The 23,853-nt window shown below is 69.3% G+C and carries 30 protein-coding genes; all 30 read right to left on the reverse strand.

The features are described 5' to 3' along the window. Position 1 precedes the first annotated feature (1 nt). Complete coding sequence (locus ACZ6WN_RS24830; RefSeq protein ID WP_465868514.1) at positions 2-280, reverse strand: H-type lectin domain-containing protein; 279 nt, start codon at positions 278-280, stop codon at positions 2-4. Beyond that, complete coding sequence (locus tag ACZ6WN_RS24835; RefSeq protein ID WP_465868516.1) at positions 277-1,281, reverse strand: hypothetical protein; 1,005 nt, start codon at positions 1,279-1,281, stop codon at positions 277-279. Before ACZ6WN_RS24835 ends, ACZ6WN_RS24830 begins: the two co-directional genes overlap by 4 nt. Next, positions 1,281-3,689 (reverse strand): hypothetical protein, encoded by a 2,409-nt coding sequence (locus ACZ6WN_RS24840; protein WP_465868518.1) that lies wholly within the window; start codon positions 3,687-3,689, stop codon positions 1,281-1,283. The genes ACZ6WN_RS24835 and ACZ6WN_RS24840 overlap by 1 nt, the downstream gene beginning before the upstream one ends. Continuing rightward, a complete protein-coding gene (locus tag ACZ6WN_RS24845) occupies positions 3,686-7,240 on the reverse strand; it encodes a hypothetical protein (protein ID WP_465868519.1) in 3,555 nt (1,184 codons plus the stop codon). Before ACZ6WN_RS24845 ends, ACZ6WN_RS24840 begins: the two co-directional genes overlap by 4 nt. Continuing rightward, on the reverse strand, positions 7,203-7,829 hold the full coding sequence (locus ACZ6WN_RS24850) for a hypothetical protein (protein ID WP_465868520.1): 627 nt from the start codon (positions 7,827-7,829) through the stop codon (positions 7,203-7,205). The genes ACZ6WN_RS24845 and ACZ6WN_RS24850 overlap by 38 nt, the downstream gene beginning before the upstream one ends. A gap of 540 nt (positions 7,830-8,369) precedes the next feature. Beyond that, the gene (locus ACZ6WN_RS24855; protein WP_465868522.1) at positions 8,370-8,909 is read right to left on the reverse strand and encodes a phage tail tube protein; all 540 of its coding nucleotides are present in this window, start codon (positions 8,907-8,909) and stop codon (positions 8,370-8,372) included. Continuing rightward, complete coding sequence (locus ACZ6WN_RS24860; protein ID WP_465868524.1) at positions 8,906-9,154, reverse strand: hypothetical protein; 249 nt, start codon at positions 9,152-9,154, stop codon at positions 8,906-8,908. The genes ACZ6WN_RS24855 and ACZ6WN_RS24860 overlap by 4 nt, the downstream gene beginning before the upstream one ends. A gap of 9 nt (positions 9,155-9,163) precedes the next feature. After that, complete coding sequence (locus ACZ6WN_RS24865) at positions 9,164-9,583, reverse strand: hypothetical protein (RefSeq protein WP_465868526.1); 420 nt, start codon at positions 9,581-9,583, stop codon at positions 9,164-9,166. Beyond that, entirely contained in the window at positions 9,580-9,984 is a 405-nt protein-coding gene (locus tag ACZ6WN_RS24870; protein ID WP_465868528.1) for a hypothetical protein, read from the reverse strand. Before ACZ6WN_RS24870 ends, ACZ6WN_RS24865 begins: the two co-directional genes overlap by 4 nt. After that, a complete protein-coding gene (locus ACZ6WN_RS24875) occupies positions 9,981-10,397 on the reverse strand; it encodes a DUF6093 family protein (RefSeq protein ID WP_465868530.1) in 417 nt (138 codons plus the stop codon). Before ACZ6WN_RS24875 ends, ACZ6WN_RS24870 begins: the two co-directional genes overlap by 4 nt. Beyond that, a complete protein-coding gene (locus ACZ6WN_RS24880) occupies positions 10,394-10,963 on the reverse strand; it encodes a hypothetical protein (RefSeq protein WP_465868531.1) in 570 nt (189 codons plus the stop codon). The genes ACZ6WN_RS24875 and ACZ6WN_RS24880 overlap by 4 nt, the downstream gene beginning before the upstream one ends. An 18-nt stretch (positions 10,964-10,981) precedes the next feature. Continuing rightward, positions 10,982-11,302, reverse strand: a complete 321-nt coding sequence (locus tag ACZ6WN_RS24885; RefSeq protein ID WP_465868533.1) for an Ish1 domain-containing protein — start codon at positions 11,300-11,302, stop codon at positions 10,982-10,984. A 12-nt stretch (positions 11,303-11,314) separates the two neighbouring features. Continuing rightward, positions 11,315-12,319: a major capsid protein gene (locus ACZ6WN_RS24890; protein WP_465868534.1), complete on the reverse strand. Its 1,005-nt coding sequence runs from the start codon at positions 12,317-12,319 to the stop codon at positions 11,315-11,317. Between the two features lie 18 nt (positions 12,320-12,337). Then, on the reverse strand, positions 12,338-13,045 hold the full coding sequence (locus ACZ6WN_RS24895; protein ID WP_465868535.1) for a hypothetical protein: 708 nt from the start codon (positions 13,043-13,045) through the stop codon (positions 12,338-12,340). A gap of 52 nt (positions 13,046-13,097) precedes the next feature. After that, positions 13,098-13,907, reverse strand: coding sequence for a hypothetical protein (locus ACZ6WN_RS24900; protein WP_465868537.1), 810 nt, complete (start codon positions 13,905-13,907; stop codon positions 13,098-13,100). Beyond that, positions 13,867-15,378: a phage portal protein gene (locus ACZ6WN_RS24905; RefSeq protein WP_465868539.1), complete on the reverse strand. Its 1,512-nt coding sequence runs from the start codon at positions 15,376-15,378 to the stop codon at positions 13,867-13,869. The genes ACZ6WN_RS24900 and ACZ6WN_RS24905 overlap by 41 nt, the downstream gene beginning before the upstream one ends. A gap of 11 nt (positions 15,379-15,389) precedes the next feature. Beyond that, positions 15,390-17,072, reverse strand: a complete 1,683-nt coding sequence (locus ACZ6WN_RS24910; RefSeq protein WP_465868541.1) for a hypothetical protein — start codon at positions 17,070-17,072, stop codon at positions 15,390-15,392. Beyond that, positions 17,056-17,616, reverse strand: coding sequence for a hypothetical protein (locus ACZ6WN_RS24915; protein WP_465868542.1), 561 nt, complete (start codon positions 17,614-17,616; stop codon positions 17,056-17,058). Before ACZ6WN_RS24915 ends, ACZ6WN_RS24910 begins: the two co-directional genes overlap by 17 nt. A gap of 560 nt (positions 17,617-18,176) precedes the next feature. Next, entirely contained in the window at positions 18,177-19,028 is an 852-nt protein-coding gene (locus ACZ6WN_RS24920) for a hypothetical protein (RefSeq protein WP_465868544.1), read from the reverse strand. Beyond that, positions 19,028-19,264 (reverse strand): hypothetical protein, encoded by a 237-nt coding sequence (locus tag ACZ6WN_RS24925; RefSeq protein ID WP_465868546.1) that lies wholly within the window; start codon positions 19,262-19,264, stop codon positions 19,028-19,030. Before ACZ6WN_RS24925 ends, ACZ6WN_RS24920 begins: the two co-directional genes overlap by 1 nt. Continuing rightward, positions 19,261-19,449, reverse strand: a complete 189-nt coding sequence (locus tag ACZ6WN_RS24930) for a hypothetical protein (RefSeq protein WP_465868548.1) — start codon at positions 19,447-19,449, stop codon at positions 19,261-19,263. The genes ACZ6WN_RS24925 and ACZ6WN_RS24930 overlap by 4 nt, the downstream gene beginning before the upstream one ends. After that, positions 19,446-19,877 (reverse strand): hypothetical protein, encoded by a 432-nt coding sequence (locus tag ACZ6WN_RS24935; RefSeq protein ID WP_465868550.1) that lies wholly within the window; start codon positions 19,875-19,877, stop codon positions 19,446-19,448. Before ACZ6WN_RS24935 ends, ACZ6WN_RS24930 begins: the two co-directional genes overlap by 4 nt. Continuing rightward, on the reverse strand, positions 19,874-20,020 hold the full coding sequence (locus ACZ6WN_RS24940) for a hypothetical protein (protein WP_465868552.1): 147 nt from the start codon (positions 20,018-20,020) through the stop codon (positions 19,874-19,876). The genes ACZ6WN_RS24935 and ACZ6WN_RS24940 overlap by 4 nt, the downstream gene beginning before the upstream one ends. Next, complete coding sequence (locus ACZ6WN_RS24945; protein ID WP_465868553.1) at positions 20,017-20,496, reverse strand: hypothetical protein; 480 nt, start codon at positions 20,494-20,496, stop codon at positions 20,017-20,019. The genes ACZ6WN_RS24940 and ACZ6WN_RS24945 overlap by 4 nt, the downstream gene beginning before the upstream one ends. Positions 20,497-20,647: 151 nt before the next feature. After that, positions 20,648-21,133 carry a hypothetical protein gene (locus ACZ6WN_RS24950; protein WP_465868555.1) on the reverse strand — a complete coding sequence of 162 codons (486 nt, stop codon included), beginning with the start codon at positions 21,131-21,133 and terminating at the stop codon, positions 20,648-20,650. A 48-nt stretch (positions 21,134-21,181) separates the two neighbouring features. Beyond that, entirely contained in the window at positions 21,182-21,340 is a 159-nt protein-coding gene (locus tag ACZ6WN_RS24955; protein ID WP_465868556.1) for a hypothetical protein, read from the reverse strand. After that, entirely contained in the window at positions 21,340-21,750 is a 411-nt protein-coding gene (locus tag ACZ6WN_RS24960; RefSeq protein WP_465868558.1) for a hypothetical protein, read from the reverse strand. Before ACZ6WN_RS24960 ends, ACZ6WN_RS24955 begins: the two co-directional genes overlap by 1 nt. Continuing rightward, on the reverse strand, positions 21,747-22,949 hold the full coding sequence (locus ACZ6WN_RS24965) for a DUF6551 family protein (RefSeq protein ID WP_465868560.1): 1,203 nt from the start codon (positions 22,947-22,949) through the stop codon (positions 21,747-21,749). Before ACZ6WN_RS24965 ends, ACZ6WN_RS24960 begins: the two co-directional genes overlap by 4 nt. Next, on the reverse strand, positions 22,946-23,509 hold the full coding sequence (locus ACZ6WN_RS24970) for a hypothetical protein (protein WP_465868561.1): 564 nt from the start codon (positions 23,507-23,509) through the stop codon (positions 22,946-22,948). Before ACZ6WN_RS24970 ends, ACZ6WN_RS24965 begins: the two co-directional genes overlap by 4 nt. Continuing rightward, positions 23,499-23,825: a hypothetical protein gene (locus ACZ6WN_RS24975; protein WP_465868563.1), complete on the reverse strand. Its 327-nt coding sequence runs from the start codon at positions 23,823-23,825 to the stop codon at positions 23,499-23,501. The genes ACZ6WN_RS24970 and ACZ6WN_RS24975 overlap by 11 nt, the downstream gene beginning before the upstream one ends. Between the last annotated feature and the right edge of the window lie 28 nt (positions 23,826-23,853).

Raw genomic sequence — 23,853 nt, forward strand, 5'->3', positions numbered from 1 at the left:
ATCAGGGAGCGGTTGCAACCCATCGAGCGGTGACGAACGATCCGACCGACCCTCCGGACCAGTTGGAGACCACCCATTCGAAGCCGTCCGGAGTCACGGAGATGATCGCTGCGTTGACTCGCGACGAGACGGGGGTGATGGTCACGTCCGGGGCGGCCCCGAAGGGCGACGGGAAGGTCACGGTCCCGCTCGCTGTGGCGCCGTTGGCCAGGTTGCCATAGGTGACGACCCCGCGGCGCTTGGTCGTCGCGGGCCGGCCGTCCCACTTCTTCTTCGTCACTCCAGGTCACCTCCCTGGGCGGCGACGATGGACTCGAGGTCGAGGTCGGGGGCATCGACCGGCGTGCACTCGATGGTCTCCTCGTCGGAGTTCCACTTCGATGCACCGAGGACGAGCGACGGTCCGACGATGGAGAAGTCGGCGCCGATCTGATCGACGATGACGACCCTGTGGCTGGCGCGTACGACGGAGAGGTGGGGCGCCCCGATGATCTGGTCGCGCGTGAGGATGAATGGCCCGTACGTGGAGGAGCCGGCCGTGGCCGAGAGGATCCTGTCGCAGCGTGCGGTGACCTGGCTCGACGTGAGTGGGCCTGCGTCGAGGAAGCTCACGGTCAGGACGGGACGCCCGCTACCGCGGATCGTGGTGAAGGCCTTGCCGGTGGTGTCCGCCCACCGGGCGATCACCGACCCAACGGCGCGCTGCTTCGACTCGACCGGCGAGGGGACGTTGACCAGGAAGTGCGTGGCCGTGGTCGGGTCCGCGTACGCGACGACCGCCCTGAGCTCATCGATGCCCCATCGCTTTCCGGAGCCGGCCGCCCACTCGTCGAGCAAGGCGCCGACCACGTTGACCTCGGCGGTCGCGTCCCCGGTCGCGTCGGATGCCGAGTAGGGGGATGAGGAGATGGAGGCGGGCCGGATCCAGCTGACCCATCCCGCCGAGATCGCCTTGTCGATCGCTGCGTTGGGGATCGTCGTCGTCATCCCAGAGGCGTTCAGCGCGGGGGCCTGGTCGCCCTGGCGGTAGAGGCCGGTGGCGACGAACTCGCCGGTCTCCCAGTCGAGCTCGGCGAGCTCGCCGGTCCATCGCGGCCCGGCCACGACGAGGTCGACCGGTGCGCCGTTGACCAGCGAGGGGTGACGGTGCGTGAGCCTGGGGTCGATCTTCCCGGTGAGCTCGTGGCATCCGCCCGGCCACCGGTCCTCGACGACGAGGTCTCCCCAGGGGCCGAGCGAGGAGAGCCAGACGTCACCGATCCTGGCCTCGGCGCCCTGCATCAGGTCGTCCCGTCGCCGTCGAGCTGGGCAGCGAACATGTCCCATCTCGGGTAGTACGACGCACTCACCTCGAGGTCGGGGGTGCCGGCGTCGCAGATCGCGAAGACGTCGCACCCGACGACCGGGTCGAGCCGGTGATTTCCCCACACCTGCACGCCACGATCCAGAGACCTGACTGAGCCGAAGGAGCCCTCGACGATGTAGCGCTGCCGCGGCCGGGATGGGGAGGCCGCCTGAACGGTCACGTTGGGATAGGTCGGCGACATGAGCGTCACGTGCGACAGCGATCCGTTGACCAGATCGAACAGCCACGCCTCGTCGATGACCCAGGTCCCACCACTGGCCCAGATCTTGAGGCCCTCGATGGCTTCGGGGTCGTTGTCGGTGCCGACGGTCGGGAGTCGGAGGGTGCCGAGCTGCAGGAACCGCGTCATCGAGTTGCCGGTTGCGACGACCTTGCCGGTCGTAGTCGCGGACTCGCCGTAGTAGCCGCCGCCATCGGGGCTGGTCTGCTGGGTGACCGAGAACGTGTAGGCGGCTCCGCTGGTGAGGCCGGACCCCGAGATCCTGGCCACCAGGGCGTACGTCGAGTCGACCAGGCCGCTGTGCGGCACCTTCCAGGTCGGGTTGGCCGGCTGGGAGGTCGGGACCGCGAAGGTCTTGTTCGAGATCGACGCCGGGTCTGCAGTCCCGGCCGCGACCAGCGACGGAGACAGCGCGGGCACGAAGTCAGGGTTCGCCGGTGACGTGTAGATCAGGACGTTGCCGCCGACACCGCCGGGGTTGGCGACCTGCAGGGAGGCCTCGGCCGGCATCGTGCCCTGAACGTCGACCGTGAACTTCCCCTGTCGGCCCGTGCCGATCGGCGGGATGGAGGTCGCGGTGTCGACCTGGGTGACGGTGAGGGTCGCAGTGGTCGCGGCCGCGGCCGATGCTCCCGTCGGGGTGACGTCAGGGCCGGTAGCCTTGAGGGTCAGCGTCGAGCCTGTCCGTGGCCCGACACGGAAGTAGGCCTTGAATGTGCCGTCCGGGGCAGCGGTGACCAAGTCGGGCTTGATCCACCCCGAACCGCCCAGCAGCCCGGACGCCATGAACGTCGGCGAGGCGCCGGTGATCTTGCCGGTGATCACGAGGTACGGCGCCTCGGTGGTGGTCGCCCATGCCGCGGAGCGGGTCAGGACGGGAGTCAGACCGCCGGACGCGTGGTGGTAGGCGGCGACGGCGACCTGGCCGGCGGAGACGACCATGGACGCGAGCCCCAGCTCGACCTGGGCAGAGGCGTCCACCGCGCCGGTCCAGTCGTAGGCGCGGGTCGTCGTGTCCGGGGCGTTTCCGAAGAAGCTCGCACCGTCGGGTCCGACGTAGACCTGCCGCAGGGTGTAGGTGCGCTCACCGCCGGTGGCGTTCGTGAACTCCGTGTACGGATAGATGCCCAACGCCACGGCGCCCGCGGGCGGCGTGAGGAGGGCGCTCATCGTGTGGGTGGGGTTCGTTCGAGGGACCTCGGTGATGGTGAGGTCTCCACCGATCTGCTTCCGGGAGGCGTTGAACCACCGGTAGACCATCCCGAACCTGCACAGGAAGGCGCTTCCCTGCTCGAACCGCACGCGAACTGGGCCAGTTCCGATCAGATAGGCCCAGGGCGCGTTGGCGAACACCCGTGTCGACGCCGACGTCGGCTTCCCCTTGACGACCATCCTCCCTGAGGACCAGGAGATGGAGATCGTGTTGGAGCCCGCAGACCAGCCGCTGTTCTTGGCCGCGTCCGAGATCAGCGGCCGCGGCATGATGTTGTAGCGCAGCGGCGTCCACGACTGCGCGGCCGAGAGCGCGCTTCCCGACGCCGGCACCCAGTCTGGGTCCTGCGCCGACCAGTTGGTCGACGATGCGACGTCGTCGACGAGGGCATACGTGGGCTCGCTGACCGCGGTGCCTTCGGTGCGGACCTCGGTGTCCGAGCGCGGGAACGGCTTACAGGTCAGCGTCAGCTGGTAGACCCGGCGGTTGTCGACGTCGTCCTGGTCGTCGTAGTTCAGCTCCGGCTTCGCGTGGAGCACGTCAAAGACTGTCGCCGGGGACGCACCGTCGGCCGCGCGATAGATGAGCTCCCTCATGCCAGGGCGCCGCAGGACGCGGACCATGGCCGTGACTCCTCGGCCCAGGGCCCCCGAGTCCACTCCCACGATCGCCACTGGGAGCGTGGCGGTCATGTTGCCGTACGCGCCGGCTGTGATCGCCTCGCCGTCGAACAGCTGCGACTGGACGGAGGCGACGGCCTGCTCCGCGCTGGCCATCTCCAGGTTGTCGCCGAGCAGCTCGAGGTGGTAGCCGTCGGTGTCGTCGGCGAGGCGTCCCTCGAGGTCGCTGGTGAGCAGGGCTAGCTCGTCGAGCGTCCATGATGGGGTCATCTGCTTCGTGCCCCTCTCCGTGCCGCGGGTCCGGCGCCGTTGTCCTTGCGAGACTTCTGGGCCGCGTCGTGCCGTCGGTCCTGCTCCTTGCGGAGCAGGCTGAGCTGCTTGTTCATGGTCTTCTGCTGCGCGAGCTGCTTGTCGAGCGCGCCGCGGAGCGCGTTGAACTCGGGCGTGAGGACCTGGCCGCCGAATCGGCCGGCCGCCGCGGTAGCGGACTGGCGGGCGTTGTACGCGCGCTCGTAGGTCTGCAGCTCCGACTTCGATCCTGACGCGAACATGCGGGCCCGGTTGGCATCGCCGGAGGCGATGATCTCCTCGAGCGCTGCGCCATTGAGGCCCTTCTTCCGCAGGGTCGCGATGTCCTTGTTGAACTGCTTCGCCGTGCGGGTGTCGGCGTTGAGCAGCGAGGTGACACCACCGATTGATCCGGCCGCGAAGCTCTTGCTGAACGCGGACCCGCCGTTGTTGGCCCACAGATCGCTGCGCAGGCCGGAGGCGATCGACGAGGAGATCTCGTTGCGGCGGTCGCGTGAGGCCTCGAACCGGTCGCGGGCCTTCTCGGTCTGCTTCTCCTGCACGGTGATGGCTCGCTCGAGGCCACGCTCGAAGCGAGACAGGCCCTTGTTCGAGACGTCGTCGAAGGCCTTGCCCAGCCGGATCAGCTGCTTGACCGTCATGCCGGCGATCAGGGACGCATCCGGGGTGCGGTGTCCCGCCTGCCACCGCGCGGCCGCAACCGGGTCCGTGCGCCTGCGGGTAGGTGCGCCGCCGGTCGTGCCGCCGGTTGCGAACGCGGTGACCTCGGCGCCGAGGCGGTCTGCGGCAAGCGCGAGGATCTCGAGGTTGCGATCCCGCTCGCCGGGCTTGCCGGAGATGTAGGCTTCCCACCCGGTGGACTTTTCGCCCCACAAGATGTTCTTGCCGCCCGGGACGAGCATCGGCTCGCGGGAGTAGTACCTGCCGTCGGATCCCCAGCCGCCGTCGGCGAATGCCCGGGTGCCGTTGACGTGGAAGCCACCGATGGCGTCGGACCAGCCTGGGTTTGCGGCCGCAGCGCCCTTCATCTTGGTGACGCCGTAGTCGATGATCCGGCGGCGGGTCACCTGGTCGGTGTAGACCGTGATCAGGGCGGTGCGGCCATCCAGGGAGAGCAGCTGGCGCGCGATCGAGCCCAGGGGCCCCGAGGCGAGGTCCTTCAGGGTCATCAGCGCGGTGCGCTGCTTCTCGGTCAGCTTGTACTTCGCAACCAACGCGTTGACCTGAGCCTCGGTCCGCGGAATGCCCTTGGTGGCGATGTGTGTCTGAACTTCGGGCGGTAGGTCGCGGAGAGCATCCCGGGCGCCTGCGATCGCGCGCTGGGCAGTGGAGGTGTCGACCTTCATCGTGGCCGGCTTGTCGAGGCCGGCCTGGAGCTCGCGGATGCGCTCGCTGGTCAAACCCATGCCGCGGCCGAGCTCGGCAATCTCCTGCCGGGCGTCGCGGTATCCCTTGACCGAGTTCTTCGTCGCCGCGTCCTGGGCGTTGTAGGCCTCGATCAGCGTCGTCATGGCGCTGCGGTTCGCGCGGCCGGCCTCGGTGAACTTGTCGAAGCCCTGGGCGCCCGTGTCTGCCTGCTTCGCAGCGGCGGCCAGCGCGGCGCCGTACGCAGTTCCGGCGTCGATGCCGTCGAGCGATGCCTGAGTCTGCGCCTGCTGGGCGATGGTCAGCTCGTTGAGCGCGCCGACGGCGAAGCTCGCCGACTCGGCGTAGTTCTCGATCGCGCCCTCGGCCTCGGTGAGGGCGTCCGACGCCTCGCCGGTGGCGCCGGTGATGCCGCCCATCACCTTCGGGATGTTCGTCAGGGGCGCGATGACGTTGCCGATCTCGCCGACGCGGCCACCGAAGGCTCCGGGGAGGTCGAATCCGAACAGGTCGCTGTCGGTGGCCTCGGTCAGGTTGGAGCGCAGCTGATCGCGGGCCGCATTCATCTGCTCGAGACTGCCCGCAGCGATGGCCTGGTTGACCGCCTCGATTGAGGCCTTCAGGTCGTCGTTCGCGTGTGCGAGGTCCATCGTCAGACCAACGGCAGCGCCGGTGGCGGTGCCCAGCGGACCGACCATCGAGCCGGCAAGGGCGAGCATCGCGGTGTTGGTCAGGCCCATCTTGTCGGAGGCGCCGCTGGCAAGGAGGGTCATGGCCGCCAGCTGCGGGCCCGACTCCTTCGCGGCCTGGCCGACGCCGGCGAGTGCTCCGCGGGTCCGCTGAGCGGCGGCAGTGGTGCCGGACATGAAGGAGAGCGCGGCGGAGTGGGCACGACCAAGGTTGCCGTACTCCTTCGACATGGACCTCACGTCGCGGCCGAGCCCAGAGATGGTGCTTCGGGCGTTGCCCGCCGCGGTCTCGACCTTGGCAAGATTGGGGCCGAGCAGCGCGGAGGCCTTGGACAGTGCGAGCATCGAGACCGCGGCGGTAGCGAGAGGAGGTCCGATCGGGGACCCTGCAATCGCACCCAGGGCGTCTGCGCCGGCGGTGAGGATGGGGATCACCGCGGTCCCCCAGGGGGCCAGTGCGGTGGCGAGCTCAATGGATGCGTCGGCTGCGGAGCCGAGGAAGTCGACGACGTCGGGGCCGGTCTCGCGAACGTAGTCAGCGAACTCGCGGAACCCTTCGGTGTCCTCCATCCCGGCCGCCCACTCACGGAACGCGCGGGAGGACTCCAGCAGGTCACCGGATGCGCCACCGGAGAGCTCCGAGAGCGCCTCGACCATGTTCGCCACGCCAGCGACGAAGTTGCCGGTCGAGCGGCCGAAGTCCTCCATGATGGGCCCGGCGTCGGTGGCCATGAAGCCGAAGAACTCCCGCCAGTCCTCGTCGTTCGCGAGCGCCTCGCCCATGTCGCCGCCGAGGTCACCCACCCGACGAGAGATGTCCTCGACGAAGCTGATGACCCGGGGCGACTTGGAGACCAAGGCGTCCAGGCCACGCTCGAACCCGGGGAAGATGCCGTCGCGCGACGCCATCTGCAGGTCACGGAGGACGGGCTGCATCTCCTTGAGGGAGAGCACGAACTGGGCACCGGAGGGCCCGACAGCATCGAGCGCAGCCTCTACCTTGGCGAGGTTCTCCGCGGTCGGCTCGAGCTCGTAGTCCGAGACGGCAGAGACGGCGTCGCCGACGCCCTGGAAGGCGAGCAGGAGCGTGGCTGAAGCGGCGGCGGCCGTCAACATACCCGTCGCCAGCGCGCCGAGCGCGGGGACGCCGGCGGCCGCGACGGGCAGGATGGTGGGGCCGAGCGCGAGTGCCGCGGTGCCGAGGAGGCCGAGGCGATTGGTGTAGGAATCGAGGTCACCAGCGCCTCGGCGGGTCGCTACGGCAAGGCTGTCGACCTGCCGCTCGGTCGTGCGCAGCGCAACGGCCGAGGATCGGTTCGATCCCTGCAGCTTGGTCAGCGACCCGTCGAGCTTCCCGAGGGTGCGGTCCAGCGCCACGGCGTGTGCGTTGGCGTTGGCGAAGCCGGTCGAGAGGTTCTCGTCAAGGCTTACGACGACGCGCTCGTGCCTGGTTCCCACTGGCCACCCCCTTCGCCTTGGCTTCCTCGAGGCGAGCCATCGCCTCTTCCTTCGGGACGCGGACGACCACGGTCACGACCCCGTCGTCGGGACGGGGTTCTGATGCCGGCGCACCCTTCTCCCCGAACTGCTGCTTCTCCCACTCGCGGACCCGCTCGGCGCGGATCCGGTCGTCGATCTCCTTCGCCCGGCACGCCGGGCACTTGCGGGCCCTGATGTCGAAGAAGAAGCTCTCCGGGTCGGTCGTCTCGGCGTGGTGATGGCCGCACGGCCCGATGCCGGACTCGTAGAGGTCGAGGGCGAGCAGCTTGGACCGCTCTACGTCGTCCCACTCCGACTCCGGCCGGGATGCGACCAGGCGACCGGAGTCGTCGTAGGCGTACGTCGTGGTCGGCTCCCAGCCGAGGAGCCGCCGGTGCGAGATCCCGAGCGATCTCGCCAGGTTCAGCTGGTCGCGGAGCTCCTGGTCGTCGAAGACGCGCTCGACGATTTTGGGAGGATCACCGGGCGCTGGTGGTGGTCCACGATCGACTGGAGCAGCTTCTGGGTGTTCGACGGCGGGATCTTCTTGGTGTGTGCGGCCGTCCAAGCACCCTCGTCGAGAGGCTCGTCGTTCCAGCCGACGATGAACCTGCCGATGTTCTCGAGCAGCTCGCGAGCGCTGACCCAGCCACGGCAGACGGTGACGTCTGCGGTGTGGCCCGGCTCGTCTTCGCCGGCCGCGGGGTGCTCTTCGACGAACTGGAGCCACTCGCCCGGGTCGAGGACGCGCAGCGTGAGGGTGGCCTCCGAGGCCTCGAGCGCCTTCTCGAGCTTCTCGATCTCGGTGTCGAGCTCGCGCCGCCGCGGGCTCACGCCGCTTCCGGCCTTGCGAGCGCGCGCGGCACCGGTCTGCTTCTGGGTGGCCTCTGCCTCGTCGAGCGCTTCCCGCTCCTCGCGGAGAATCTCGAGGGCGGCCGTGCTGCTGAGGTCAGTGGGAACCTTCTCGCTCCAGGTCTGCAGTTTCGCTGGGGCGACGGTGAACTCGGCGAAACTCGCCATGGTGTTGCTCCTTGCTCGCCGCGTAGCCACGTTGAGGCTCCCCGCCCAGCACGCGGCTAGGACCGGGCGGAGAGCCGTCAGTGGTGGATCAGGTGCCGATCGTGATGTCGATCGGACCGTCGTAGCCGGGAGCGAATCCCAGCGGGACGAGGAGTGCGTTCTCGCCGCCGGCGTCGTCCTGGGTCTGCGTCTCCATCGGCCGGCCGACCTTGACCGCGTAGGCCTTGCCCCGGTCGCCGGTGGCGGCAGGCATGTCGCCGACCACGCCGTTGTTGAGCACGATGTAGCGGATGGTGTCCTCAACGAGGGCCTCGCGCGCCTCGTTGCCCTCCGCGGTGTCGACCTCCTGCGCGCGGTGGGTGACCGTCATGTCGGGGATCGCGACGGTGCTGGTGCCGAGGACCTGGACGGTCTTCCTCGATCCCGCCTTGCGCGCGGTGCTGGCGCGCTCGGTGTCGGCTGTGGGGAACCACGCACCGACGACGTGCAGCGAGATGTTCGCGCCGGCGCCCATCTCCGTGAGGGTGATGACGCCGGTGGTGTCGAGCGCGGCCGGCTTGGCGGTGAGCACAGTGATGGACTGGGCGCCGTAGGAGAGCTCGGTCTCCGGGGTGGGCAGCTGGGTCATCGGTTGGTTCCTTCCGAGGTCGGGGCGGACTCGGAGTCGATGACCGCCGCCTGGGTGGACTTGCTGGACTTCTTCGAGTCGACCGCCTCGGCGGCGGGCGTCTCGGTTTCGACCGCCTCGGGGGCGGGCGTCTGGGCGGGCTGGGGCTCATCGATGACTTCCCAGCCGTGGCGGCGCGCGTCGGTGGCCATGGCCTCGAACTCGCGCCCGTCGGCGTCGCGGACGCGTACGGTCCTTCCGGGCATGCGGATCTCCTAGAGGGTGTAGGTCCAGGCGGTCAGCCCGGAGCGGAGGCCGCCATCGCGGGCGATGGCGTCGGTGACGTCGTGCTGCAGGGGCGTCGACCTGAAGCCCTCGACGACCAGGCGCTTCGAGTCGAGGGCGGTTGAGATGTGCCTCAGCGCCCATGCGGCCTCGTCGACCGTCGCGCCGACGTACCGGACCGAGACTCGCCAGCTAGACCGGGATGCCTTGCGCGAGTTGTGGGTGGGGGCAAGGTACGCCCGCTCGACCTGCAGCAGCGCGTGGATCCGGGGCATGGTGCCGTCGTTGCCGTCCAGGCCGGGCACCTCGCCGAAGTCGTAGGTGTCTTCGCCGAGCTGGGCATCCACGGCCTCGATGGCCGCCTTGACTGCGTCGAAGTGCGCGCGCACATCGAGGACTGGCGCGCTCATGCCGGCCAGAACCAGTCGTCCATGGCGCTGCGGACCGCGCCGGCCGTCGCCGGGAGGATCAGGTCGGCGCTCTTGGCAAGGTCGTTGTGCGGGGGCTGGTTGCGCGAGCCGCGCTCGAAGCTCATCTCGCCCTGTCGGCGGCTGGTCTCCGGGCCGTACGCCGCGCTGATCGAGCCGCCGCCGAAGCCGAAGAAGGTGCTGGCCGAGGTGTCCCAGGTGATCGCCCCGGGGTAGTGCTTGCCGTGTGCCCCGGAGGTCCGCTTCGCGTTTCCGCGGGCCTCCGTGCCGCCGACTCGAGCGGACGTCTTCACGATCCTCACCATGTCCTTGACGGCGATGACGGGGATCTTGCGAAGGTCGCTGGCGAGGTCGGTGAGGCCGGCGTGGTGGACATGAATCACAGGTCCCACTCCTCCGGTCGCTGGACCGCTTCCACCGGGAGGTGGCGGGCGGTCTTCTGGTCGGACATGTCGGCCTCGAGCACCTTGAGCACGAGGCCGGCGCTCTCTCCGGATGTCACCTCGATGTGGTCTCCGTCGCGGAGGTTGGTCGTGGCGACCGGCACGTGCGCCGTGAGCACCGCGAGATTCACGACGCCGCCCGGGAGCGTGAGCTGCCGGGTCTGGCTGGTGCTGCCCGCCGGCGCGGCGACCCGGATCGGCAGCTCGGTGTGAGTCACGGTCCAGACGGGGTACTGGCGGCCCGTGTCCTCGTTCTGGGTCATCCGGCCCGTCTTGCGACGGATGGTGGCCCGCGAGAGCATGCGGGACTCGGCCCGCGCGCGGAGCCGGCCGAGCGCCTGGAGGGCCCTCACAGGGTCGCCTCGATCACGGCCGTCGAGCCGCCGCCGAAGCGTGCGGACAGCCAGCGGGCGGTCCGCTCCGGGATGTGGACGGGGGAGACCGCGGCCGCGGCCTCCTGGGTATAGGTCTCCGAGGCGTCGTCGACGCGGACCGAGACGAGGCCGGCTGTGGAGCCGCCGCCCGCCTGGTCGTGCTGAAGCCACGAGACGGCGAGCTGGACGCAAAGGTCGCTGATGTCCTCTGGGACCTCGAGGAGGCCGTAGGTGAACGTGACCCTGATGCTGGTATGCGCGTCTCCCCAGCCGCAGCGCCGAAGCAGACCGTTCGCATTGACGGTCCAGTCGGTGACCGACCGACCGTCAACCTCGACCCTCGCCACGGCCACGATCGGGCCCGGGAGACGCAGCAGCTGGGCGGCCGTACCGTCGACGACCACAGTGCCGGACCCCTGGCTGATGATCGAGCCGGCAGCGTCGCGGATGGCCGACGAGGCCACCCTGAGAGCCTTCTCGGCCCTGGAGTTTCCGGACCAGACCGCGGGGAGGTCCGACACGGATGCGAGCGGGTCGTGCGCCATGGCGGACCTCCCTTCCGGTCAGGCCGGGCTCGAGGCCGGGCTCGGGGTCGGGTTCGAGGCCGACGCGATGGCGGCCAGGAGCTCGTCCTTCTTCTTGGCCTCGCCCAGCTCGATGCCCTTGCTGGCGGCGTAGGCCTTGAGCTGGTCGTTGGTCCACTTCTCCTCGGGGTCTCCCTCGGGGAAGGCGGACGCGGCCGGTGCGTCGTCGACGACCTTGTAGCCGTGGCGGCGGCACCAGTCGATGGCGGCGAGGTCGGAGGTCTCCGCCTCGCCGTCGATGAAGCCGACGCCGGCCCGCTTGCCGGTGAACTCCGTGTTGGGGGAGTAGATCTTGGCCATCTCAGGGTCTCCTTACTGGACCTTGACGTTGCGGAGGACCGCAGCCTTGGTGGTGTTCTTGAGGACCGGGGCGGCGACCATCTCGATCTCGCCCGGCTTGACCGCGCCGGCGGTGGAGAAGTCCGGCAGCCAGGCCTTGAGCAGCGGCCCGACCTTGGACGCGGCGTGGAACGCGTCGAGGCCGAAGTTCACGGCGTAGAGGTCGGTCAGGCCGGTGATGTTGCCCCCGGCGCCCGCCCCGTCGACGTCGCGCGTCTCGATCGGGACCACGTTGGTCTCGGTCGTGCTTCCGTCGGCGACAACGGTGCCGGCGTCGATGAGGACGGTCTTGCCGTAACGCTCGACGACGCGGCCGAGCGCGTCCTCCTCGCGGGTGTAGTAGCCCGCGCGGCGAGCCAGGGACCGAACCCGGGTCATCGACTTCAGGTTGCCGATGAGGACGTCGGCACCTCCGTTGATCAGCGCCATGAACTCGTCGAGGGCGTCGAGCGCCCCATGAGCCTTGTCCTGGGTGTTGATGGTGGCCGAGGTCCAGTCGAGGCTGGTGCCGGTGCCCATCTCGGTGGACGTGCCGGTCAGCATGACGTCGAGGCCATCGAACCCGTTGGCGTTGACGGCAGTGTCGCCGTTGACGATCTGGTTGATGAACCCGTTGACCGCACCCTCGATGAGCTGCTCCATCTGGAAGGTGACCTCGTTCGTGCGCGAGGCACCGAGGTCGGCGATCACGCGGTCGACCTCGAACGCGCCACCGAGCGGCACCAGGTCGGCGGTGGCCCGCACGCGGGTCGCCTGGCCCTTGGCGTACTCGGAGTTGATCGCGCGGAACGCGGCCTGGCGGGCGTTCACCAGACGGGTGTACCCGTAGGTGAGCGTCGCGCCCCCGGTGCCCGGGTTGACCACGTCGTCGAACGTGAGCTGGTCGAGCAGCCACGAGGTGCGGCGGTACTTGTCGATCACGGTGTAGTCGACGTCGTCCTGGACGTTGACCTGAGCCTGTGCAAGTGTCACAGCCATGAGAGAGCCTCCTTAGCTCTAGTCGGCGTAGCGGCGGGCGACGGCTTCGCCCAGAGATGCAGCACGCTTGGGAGCCCCCTTGCGGGACCCACCGTCAGCACTGCCCTGGAACCTCTTGCCGCCTTGCGCGAGCAGGTGAGGCTTCTTCTCGCCGAGCTCCTTGAGAGCGTCGGTGATGGCCTCGACGTCGACCTTGTCGTCGTCGAGGAAGTCTTCGATGTCATGGGTCCGCAGCAGCACCGCTACCGCGTCCTCGGGATCGGCGAAGGCGCTCGCCTTGGCCTCGATCTTGTCTTCGACGCGGCCGTGCAGCGCCTCGCGTACGGCCTCGGCCTTCGCGTCGGCGCGGACCTTGTCGAGGTCGGGGGCACCGCTGTCGTCGGCGGCCTTGTCGCCGGCCTTGCCGCCGCCCTCGGGCTTCTTGCCGGTCAGGTCGGCGATGGTCCTGGCGTCCCTGCGAGTCTTGCGCTCGAGGGTGCGGTTGACCTTCTGCTGGGCCTCGAACTTGGCCTTCCAGTCGACCTTGTCGTCGTCCTGGTCGTCGTCGGAGTCGTCGCCCTGGTCGTCGTCTCCGTCGCCGGAGTCGTCGCTCTGGTCGTCATCCTGGTCGCCATCGTCGGGCCCCATGCGCCAGCCGGCGTACGTCGAGCGGTTGCGCTCGATGGTTGCGGCCAGCCATGCGGCGTGCTCCGGCGAAAGCCGCGACGGAAGTGCGCTGTGCTTCATGGTGATCTCCCCTTGCGGAAGGTCGGCCCGGCGCCTTGCGCGTCGGGAGGTTTCAGGCGGCCGCGGTGCGACCGTTGGGCCCGAGCAGGTATCCGTTCTGCTCGAGCAGGCTGAGGTAGGTGCTCTTGTCGCCGTTCGCGGCTCGGCGAGCGCCCGCGGGGGTCAGGCGGCCGGCGCGAGCGAGCACCTCGCCCGAGACGGACAGGCCGGCGGCTCGCCGGCGGATGTTCACGACCCGGTTCATGTCGGCGCCATGGTTGATGGCGTCGAGGTCGGCCTTCGACAGGCCGGTGACGAGGCCCTCGCGAGCGAGCTCCTCGGGGTCCTGGACCAGGGAGTCGTCGTCACGAGCCACCGGAACTGCAATGCAGTCGCATCCGGGGTGGCGGGGGAGATCGTCCTCCCAGTTGTAAGTCTTGCCCGCCAGGATGGCGCACCGAGAGCACGAGGGGAGGTTCAGCATCCGTACGTAGCGGAGATCCTCATCCTGGACCGCGATGGCGGCTTCCTGGGCAGCCCGGGCGGCCTCCTGGGTGATGGAGGCTGCAATGCGCTCGATCTGCCACTCGGTCTCGACCTGCTGGGCGATCTGCTGCAGCGTGGCGGGGGGAGTGGTGAACGCGACGGGGTTGATGCGGGCCAGTGGGCGGGCCGGGATGCGCTGCTCGGCGAGCATCTGGGCGATGCCGCGCTCGGCGAGGATAGCCGCGCGGACCTGCCATGCGACGACCGCGGCCGCGGCGGCGGCCGCGCTCTGGGTCCAGGCGGTGGCGGCCCCTGCAGCGGCCTGCGAGGCGGCCAGGGCGGACAGCGCCTGGTACTTAGCTGCCGACGGTGGTGCTTGCTCGGCCTGCGTTGGCACCGACTGCTCCGAGCTCGTTGACGAACGCCTGCGTTACGGGATCCACGGGTGCCTGCGCCTGCGCCTCGTCACGGATGCGCTCCATCTCGCGGTCGATCTGCTCGGTGGTGAAGCCGTATCGCCGCTCGAGGATCGTGCGCAGGCTCATGCCGATTGCCTTGTCCTTGGTGGCGGCGTCGGCCAACTGCGCGAGCGAGTTGATCGCGCCGTCCTTCCAGTGGACGAACTGCAGCGCCGGCGTCGAGCGGATCTCCTTCGCGAAGGCATCCTTGCCGCGGACGAGCGCCATCAGGGCGCCGATCTCCTTGATGTCTGGGGACGCGTGCAGGTGGAAGTTGTCCACCTTGGTCGAGAGCGGAACCTCGGCTGCGGTGAGCGCGTCGCCGTTGAGGTTGGCGAACTTCTCGTTCGAGAGCAGGTAGTGACCCGGCGTGCGCGTCTGGGCGGCGATGTGGGCGATGGCTTCGCGGATGACGCCGATGAAGTAGTCGTTCTTTGCGGCTTCCCAGGAGTCGATTCCGGAGGCACCGGGGAGGTAGAGGAAGCGGCCCGCCTCGAGCTCCTCCATCTTCGCCGGCCGCGATCCGATGACCTGGCCGGCGTCGTCGAGGACCGGGACCCGTGGCGGCTCGCCGCCGGTGATGACGCGGGCCGGCATTGAGGCGTGGTCGGCGGCCGGGAAGAGGTAGGACCACATCAGGTTGCAGGTGTCCTGCATCGCCATGACCCCGTCGATGTCCGAGATCGGCTGGCCACCTCGACGCGGGCGGTTCAGGACCTCGACCACGGGCACGACTCCGAGAGGGTTCCGCAGTGGCCAGGCCTCGCCCGGAACCTCGCGCGGCTGCCAGCCGGCGTGGCCCAGGTCCAGGGTCGGGATATCGAGCCCAGCCTCGACCAGGCGGGCGCGGGCGCGCTCGCTCACCGAGGCGGGCCGGCTCCACTTCCACAGCTCGTCGGGCAGGTAGAGGGTGGCGTACTCCAGCTCGTCGTCGGTCCACACCTTCAGGGCGGCGCGACGGCGGCGTCGGGAGCCCGGGACGTAGTCAACAATGACCTCTTCGGGGAGCTCCCAGGTCGGCTCCGGCTCGCCATCGTCGTCCGCCCAGACGATCACGGCCGAGCGGGAGGCGGCGACCGAGGACATGAACCCTTCGTTCGACTGGGCGGTCATCTCGGCACGCTGCCAGTCGACCCAGAGCTCGCGCTCGTCGGCGGTCTGCTCGTCGTCGCCAATGCGGAAGCCGTCGACCCGGAGCCGGTCGACCACCGCGGAGGCGACAACCTCGCACCAGTTGTCGGAGAACCCCTTGTAGCGGTTGGCGTGGATCGTCTTCCACTTCTCGGTGGCGAACTTAAGCGGCTGCTCGGCCTCGAGGTACTCGAAGCGGGGCTTGATCTTCTTCGCCCGCAGGGCCAGTCGCTCGGAGAGCTTGACGACGAGCTCGAGGGCTTCCTTGGAGTCGACCATGAGGCCTCCTCTCAGGCGATGAAGACGAGATTCTCGACTGCTGTGGGCCAGCCGTCCTTGGATGCGGTGACGTCGCCCCAGGCCTCGTTGGCGAGGATGGAGGGGATCGCCATGTCGATCTTGCGGCCGTCGCCTGGCTTGGCCAGGAGGTAGCGCTCCTGCGGCCGAGACGACTTCACCGCGGAGGTGATGTGCCCGAGCGTGATCTCGCAGCCGTCCTGGGTGAACTGCGAGTCCTTCTTGATGACGTCGGTCAGGAGGCGCTCGGCCGCGGCGTGCATGGGGACGAGCCGCTTGGTGTACCAGCGCATGACGACCTTCTCGCCGTACTTCTCCGCCCAGGTGTCGATGTCTGTCTCCCAGTAGGGCGGGTCGGCGTACATCCGGACCAGCTCGTACTCAGAGTTGATGTGCGCCATGGCTCGGTGGACGTCGAGGCGCGGGACCTGGCCGCCAAACTCCGCCGGGTTCCAGATCATCGGCTCGCCGTCCGGTGCGACCGGGGTGAACTGGTGGCCGTCGCGCGTCTGGAGCCGGAACCCGGTCCAGTCGTCGACGTCGGAACCGTCGAATCCGCCCGTGACCTGCGTACGGGCCTTGACGACGATCAGCCGCTTGCGGGCTTCCCAGGGCTCGGAGGCCATGTAGTAGCCCGTTCCGGCGGAGACCATGTTGCCGTAGAACCGCTCCATCTCGGCGCGGTCCTTCTCGATGCCCTCGACGATCTCGGCCTCGACGCCGTCCAGGTCGACGTGCGCGATGCCCTGGTAGACGTACTCGAGGATCTTCCGGCGCTCGCGCTTGTTGGCCAGCGAGTAGAACTTGCCGTCCTTGCGGCGCAGGGCCGGGTTTTTGGTCGGGTCGAGCCAGAACTTGAAGACGTCCGGGGCCTTCGACTCCCAGGTGCGCTGCGCGACCGAGTCCTCGCTCGGGTCCCAGGGGTTGGTGGTCTCGATGACCCGGCCGCCCATGGCGGTGGCGCCGCGGCGCTGGGCGCCGGCGACCTTGCGGAGTTTGTTCTGCTCGGTCCAGGTGCCCGTCTCGTCGTGGCCGGCGAAGATGATCGGGTTGCCCAGGCGGGACTGCGCCGAGGAGGTGACCGTCTCGATCTTGCCGTCGTTCGGGAGCCGGGTGAAGTCCTCGCCCACGGTGTAGAGCTCGGCGTCGGGGCCGTACTGCAGCATCGCCTTCAGCGGCGTGTAGACGTTGTCGGTCTGGTCGTCGCTGGTCGCGGTCAGCTGGATGAGCGGCTTCGCCCACGGCTTGCCCATCGGCTCGCCGGCCCCGTAGGTGTAGACCCAGCCGCACGGGCATCCGTGGTCGGCGCAGTCGTACGTCTCGCCGCCGTCCGCCCAGCCGTCGAAGAGGACCGGACCGGCGGCCTGGCCCTTGATCTTCTTCGCCATCCACGGGCCCTTGCCGCACTTCTGCGGGCCAACGTAGAGCAGCCGGCGGTTGTGGAACGCGGTGTTGAGCTGGCCGCGCTTGGCCTCGGGCTTGATCCGGTACCAGTTGATCGAGCACCACAGCTGCTGCGGATACTCGACGAACGGGATCGGGTTGCCGTCGTCATCACGGAGGACGCCGCCCTCGGGCGTGGAGACGACGCAGTGTCGTTCCTCCCAGTCGATCGCGACCCAGAGGACCGGGAAGTCGACGACCCAGGCGTCCGGCCAGTCAGGCGCCCCCGCCACCAGAGACGACCTTCACTCGGTCGCGAGCCGAGGACTGCTGCTGCGCGCCGGCGGCCGGCGAGCCCTCCTCGCTCTCCTCGCGCTTGGCTCCGACCTCGTCGCGGGCGATCGCCCAGCCGTTCTCCTTGAGCCCGGCCGGCGTCATGCCGATCTGGTCTGCGAAGCGGTGGATGGCGCCCTTGTCGGCCGCGGTGGCCTCCGAGGACTCGCACACGACCTGCGTGCGGACCCACATCGCCACGGCGTTCCAGCGCCACGGCTCGAGTGCCCAGGCGCACGCCTGCGGGTAGGCCCAAGCCTGCCTCCACAGGTCGACCTCGCGCTCACGGAAGGCCGCGGTGGCCTCGCTGTCGATGACCTGGAAGCGGCGCTTGTCCTCGTACTCCCAGCGCATGACTGTGAAGGTCATCAGCGGGAACTCGGGGACCTCGCCGCGATAGCCCTCGCTGGGCAATGCGGTCAGGACGATGCCGCGCTCCGCTGAGCGAAGGGACTGCGGGTCCGCTCCTGGGCCGGAGCGGTTACGTGCGCCTCCAGAGGCCATGTCGATCACTCCTCAGCAGCCTTGCGCTGCGTCCGGATGACCACCAGGCCTTGCGCCAGGTGGCAAAACTTTGAACCCTCCGGACCCCGGAGAACCCTCTCCCGCGGTCCTCTCACCAGCCGCCGGGACGGCCCCCCGCCAGGGGGTGCGGGGGTCCGTGGCTCGGGTGTGGGCAGGCGCTCACGCGGCCAGAGGTGGCGCGGTTCTCGCCCGGATGCTCGGGCCCGTGCCAGACGCTTCGGTCGTCGTCGCAGTGACCAAGGTCCCAAGAGTGAGGGAAGACGACCTTGCCACACCGCCAGCACGTGAAGACATGACCAGCGTCCATCAGGGACTGGTAGTGAGCACGTAGGTGATCGTGCTCCACCCCGTACCCACGTTCCTGCCTGCTGCCACGCTGCTGCTCACGTGCACTGCGGTGGGCGTCGCATCTGCCCCTGACCACAGGCTCGGGACACCCGGGCTCAGAGCACACGCTCATGGTCATGGTGTACGTACCCAGATCAGGGGACGCTGACGCCACGCCTTCTGGCGACAAGCATAGGGCATGACTAGTGAGATCACGCCACACCCGACTGGGACGTTGTGCTCTCCCCGTCGTCGAGCCTGGTCTCGCCCTCGACCACCAGCCTGTCGAGCACCTCGCCGAGGCGGTAGCGCTTCGGGCCCACCGGGTCGCCATCGTCGTCGAGGGCGCGGAGCGCCTCGAGCTGGCGGCGCTCGCCCCACTTCTGGATCCGCTTCCGCAGGCGCAGGACTGACATCTCGGTATCGACCAGGGCGACCAGCGCCTGGGCCATCTGGACCGGCGTGGCCACCCAGCCGCGCGCCTCGGCGAGGATGAGCTCGAGGTGGTCGCGGGCGTACGTCCACGTGCCACAGCCGGAGCAGGAGACCAGGCTCATGCCGGGCACGACGTACGTGGGCGTCTTGCACTGGCGGCACTCGCCGGCATACCAGCCCGGCACGGCTGACTGAGTCAGCCTCCGCAGCTGCGCCTCGTGCTGGGCGAGCTGGCGCACAAACTCGCCGCACCACTCGGTGGTGGCGATCGTCGTCAGGTTGGCGTCGAAGACCTTGCACAGCCACGCGACCACCTCCTCCTCGGACATGTCGAGCGGCGGGACGACGCCCACCGGTCGCTGCTCGCCGAGGACCCGCGCCCAGGTGGAGAGCATGTTGTCCGCGCTACTGAGCGCGGTGGTGACTCGATTGCCGTCGCTCTCACCGCGCTGAAGGAGCCACTGCCCGGATGCGCCGTAGCTGCCGTTCGAGCGCGCCGGCCGGATCCACCGGGCAAGGTTGCGGAAGTACACCGGGATGAACTCCAGGCTGTAGCCGGCGCTGGCCTGGCAGGCGCCGCACAGCGCGAGGCCGTTGCTGGTGGTGGCGGTGCAGTGCTGGCAGATCATCAGAACTCCTCGTGGTCTTCGGCGTGGTGGCGGCGCAGGCGGCAGGCGGGCATGTCGCACTTCCGGCCGCCGCAGATCCGACAGCGGACAGGTATGCCGCCGTGCGGGACCTCGGGGCCACTGACCCATTCGTGGTCGTGGCTCCCGTTGCACTGGGCGCAGGTGTGGCCCTGCTCGACCAGCCCGCGCGCTGGCCAGCGGCACTCTTGGACGTCCGGCCATGGCAGGTCGCTCATCCCTCCCTCAGCTTCCTGATTGCGTCCGCCTCGGCTACGTGGTCGCGCTCGACGAGGTATGGGAACGCCTCGGCAAAGGTGGGCAGCGGACCAAGGAACGGGCATTCGCCACCAGTTGCCCGGACCAGCGAGCACGCGCAGACCGCGCCGTTGCCGTCAGCCTCGCACTCCATCGGCTCGCTCATCGGCCGCCCTCCTCGTCGCGCTCGGGTTCGGCGAGGGCGGAGCGGATGCACCCGGCGGCCCGCGCTTGCCACGGGGGCCAGTAGCCGCCAGCCTCCAGTTCCTCGGCCAGCGCCTCGACGCGGGTGACCTTGGTCCTGAGTCGAGCGATCTCGACATCGAGTCGGCGCGCGCGGGACTGCCAGGTATTGCCCCATTCATCCGAAGGGCACTCGGCGGCCTCCAGCAGCGCCTCCCGACGCACGGCGGCCTCTCGAGCCTTGGCTTGCTCGGGGCTCAGGTAGCCAGCGGCCTCCACTTCGCCAGCGAGCGCCAGCCAGACAGGCTTGCCGACTCGGTGTCCCTCGGTAGCGAAGAACGCGTCATGCAGGCGAATTGAGAGCCGGTCGCGCTCGTCCTCGGTCAGGCCGTCGGGCCTCTGCTGGCTCATGCCTGCTCCTCGGCGCCAGGCTGGACGGACGGCTGGTCGACCGGCCCGCAGGTCTTCACGTGCTCGTTGTTGAAGGCGACGGCCTTGGCGACCTCCTTGGTCTTCAGGCCCTCGCCGCAGACGTTGCAGTCGATGGTGATCACGAGGTCTCCTCGGTGGTCGTGGTCTGGTGGTGCTGGTCGGCGGCTCGGTCGCGCATGGGCTCGAGGTGGTTCTTCAGCTCGGTGACGACCTCGACGGCCTCGTCCCTGTCGAGCGGTGGGATCGAGCCCATCAGCTCGAACTCGTGGTCCTCGGCCCATCGCGCCTCGCACTCGCTCCTGGAGAAGCCGCAGACGCCGCAGGTGTGCTCGCGGACGAACGGCTTGTGCTCGACGGGCCGGTCGGTGTTGCGCTCCCGCCAGCACGACGAGCGGGGATTGGCGATCGGGGCCGGCGTCTCGAGCGTGCGGTCGTCGGCGGCGTGGACGACGGCCAGGGCAACGTCGGCGAGGCTGAGGTGCTTGACCTTGGCGATCGCGGCGAGGATGCCGGGCTCGTCCCAGCGTCGGGCGCCGTAGGGCCGGATCCTGGCGGCGAGGTAGGCGAGCGCTCGGGCTTCCTGGTCGGTCACTGGCATCTCGACCACCCCTCGGCGGCTTGCCGCCCATCCATCGAGCCGCTCGCGCGCACTAGGTGAGGGTCATGGATGGAGGTGCACGACAGGGGTAAGGGGTAAGGGGTAAGGGAGTTGGCCATTGCATCGCGCATGGCATCCCCGATTGCATTGCTCATGCCATGCTCCGTTCCTTGGGAGACGCCATCGCGTATGCAGCAGGCGACGTCTCGGCCAATCCGGCCCAGCCTGGAAGACCTGGCTCGTCCTTCATGTACTGCCGCAGCTCGCGCCCGATCGCCGCGCGCAGCTGCGCCGACACGACCGCCTCGAACGCGGTTCCGGTGGCCTTGCCCATGTTGACGCGGGCGAGCACGCCGTCGTGGCGTACGTACGTCCGCAGGAGCAGCTCCTGGGTGTTCTGGTCGACGATGACGAACCGGGTCTTGATCAGGCCGGCCACCGCGGTCTTGAACTTCGCCGGCGTCATGTCGGCCGACAGCTTGGCGAACCGGCCTGGGACGTAGTCGATGACGCCGGCGTACGACAGCCCCTTGTTCGACATCAGCGCGAGATAGCAGTGCTGCTCGGCCATCTTCAGCTCGAGGAAGTCGGGGTCGTCCCAGATGCTCGTCTTCACTCGGGCGTGGTCGCGTGCCATCTCAGGCCACCTTTCGGGGTCGTGGTGTTGTTGGGTCGAGCTGCGTCATCAGGTCTCGTCGACCTCGACGATCTCCATGTGCTCGGCATTGGGGCAGGCGTCCCGGACCGCCTCGAGGAAGCCGCGGTCGTCGTACGCCGCGGTGGGCTCCGGGAAGCGGCGGGCGAGGTCGGTGCCCTCGCGATAGCGGATGGCGTACTTGGGCATCAGGCGGCGGCCTCCGGTGCGTCGGGGTGGTTGGCGCTGTGCTCTTTGGCGGTCTCCCAGACGCGAGACCACCGGGTGGCGCGCTGGAGATCGCCGAGGGTTGTCCCGGTGACCGCCGGCCACAGCTGGATGACCTGGACGCGCTCGGCCGCGGTGGCGTGCTTGGCCAGGCTCATGTCGCCGTTGAGGATGCGGGCGACCACCGCGGCGTCGTAGTCCTCCTTGGGGCGCTTGCCGTCCTCGATCGGCACGTCGCAGTGCGCGGCCAGGACGATCGCCAGCGCGCGCAGCTGCTCGACGTCGAGCGGGAGCAGCAGGCGGGCGACCTGGCTCTTGTCCTCGCGATCGACGGCGCGCGAGAGCGCGGCCGCCGTCGGCCTGGCGGCCTGGATCTGGTCGTCGGGGGTCACGACTGCCCTCCGCCGTGCTCGGCGTCGTACGCGGCCCGGATCTCCTTCGTGACGTGGGACCGATCGGAGTTGATCAGGCCAACCTTGAGGGCCCACTCGCGGATCGCCTTGGCGCGCTCGACCTCGGCGGCCCGGGCGGTGCCAGGGTTGGGGGAGCCCGGCTTCTGCAGTTGCAGGAACGGCAGGAGGCGGCCGGCCCGCTCGGCGGCGTTGTACTCCTCGACGATCACGTGGGCGGTGAGCTTGTCGATGGTGCCCTTGTGAACCTCGCGCGCGGCCGCAGCGCGGGCGTTGAGCTGTCGCGGCACGATGCCGGCCAGAGAGCCGATGAGACGCTGGCGGTCGAGGTCCTCGCCGTAGGAGCCGACGATGTGACCGAGCGCCTGGATGGTGCCACTGCCCGGTCCCTCGGGGTCGTCTCCCCATGCGGAGGTGATGATGCTCAGGATGTACGTGAGGAGGTTGGCCCCGCCGACCTTGTAGACCTTCTCGAGCGCCGCGGTGCAGGTGATGTGACCGCGTTTGCCGCGGTAACTGACCGTCCAGCCGGCGCCGGTGCAGGACTTCTCGATCGCCGCGACGTCGGCATCACCGGCGCCGCGGCGGGCCTTCCAGCGGTCCCAGCCGGTCAGCTGCTTCCGCGTGGTGTTGAGCCGGTGGTAGAGCGCGGCCTCCTCGTCGACGGTGAGGCCGACGTGGACGCGGCAGGCGATGTGTGGGGCCTCGGCCTCGAACATGACGTCCTTGGTCATGGCCCACCGGTGCTGGCCGTCGAGGATGGCGTAGCGCCCGTCGCTGCGAGCAGAGACCTCGATGATGCCGACCAGGGCCGCGTCGTACGCGCGGACCATCCTCGCGACGCGGTGAGGGTCGAGCTCGCGCTGATAGGTGCCGTCGGCGAACAGAGCGCCGATCGGGAGCGCAGTGACGTACGGCCCCTGTGTGGCCTCCTGGGTGGGCGCGGCTCGCTCGGCGGGCGCCTGGTCGTGCTCGACGTAGCCGACGGACATGATCCGCATGACGGCGTCGCGCAGCTTGATCTTGTCCGGGTAGCCGTGGTGCTTGAGCAGCTGCTCGAGGTCGGTCATCACCATGCCGTGCTTGTGTGCGATGTTCGGGAGCGCGAGGATCGGCTGAGGGCTCGCGATGACGGCGCGGAGGATCGCGACGGTCTCGTCGCGGGTGTCGGTGGTGGTCATGACTGCTGCTCTCTGTTCCAGGCGGAGACGTGCTGGTGCCGGTGGTACTTGACCTGCTCGTCGAGCGCCGCGCGCCCGACGGAGGTCATCTCGAATTCGCAGCTGGGCACCTTGCAGGCTGCGGTGTAGGTCCAGACGCCCTTCTCGTCCTGGCCGAGCTCGTCGAGACGGCGGATCGGGCAGATTGGGCGCTTGGCCGGAATGTCGGTGCTGGCGGTGCTCGTCGGCCGCCTCTCGGTCTCGGTCACGACGAGGTCACCGCCCTCTTCCTCGAGCAGCGCCATCTGCACCGAGCCGTCGCCGGCGAGGTACTGGTCGAGCTCGTCGGCGAGCTGCTTCCAGATCTCTCGCTCCTCCGCAGAGGGGGGGGTAGCGCGGTGCTCGTCGTGACACTCGCAGGCGCACCGCTCGGGCCCACGCGTGCACCAGTGCCGCGCGAGCGACGTCTCCTCCTTCTTGGCCTTGCGGCACTCGCGGCTGTGGGTCGTGGGGCGCCGCAGGTCGGTCCGCTCGGACTCGGCGCGCGCGAAGTCGCGCTGTCGCTCCAGCTCAGTCGCCATTGGTCTCCTCCTCAAGGTGCTGATTCGGGCAGTCGGGGGTCGGGCCGGGCAGCGGCCCGATGGCCGAGGTGACGTACCCGATCCCTCGGGGCGAGGCGGCGCCACAGCCCTTGCAGATCCAGCGAGTGCGGCCGGCGTGCTCGTGGATCACCGACGCGTTGGCGAGGGTGTGGGCGATGTTGGCGATCGGGTCGACCCGGTGGTCGCGCTTGCGCTGACGGCCACGCCACTCAAGGGGGATGCCATCGGGGTACTTCGCCAGGAAGTCGGCCACGCTGCGCTCCAGGTCGCTGTCGATGCAACTGGTGGTCGTCACGACGCGCCACCGTTGAACAAGTCGGCCT

It is taken from the genome of Nocardioides sp. NPDC054178 (genome assembly GCF_055585005.1).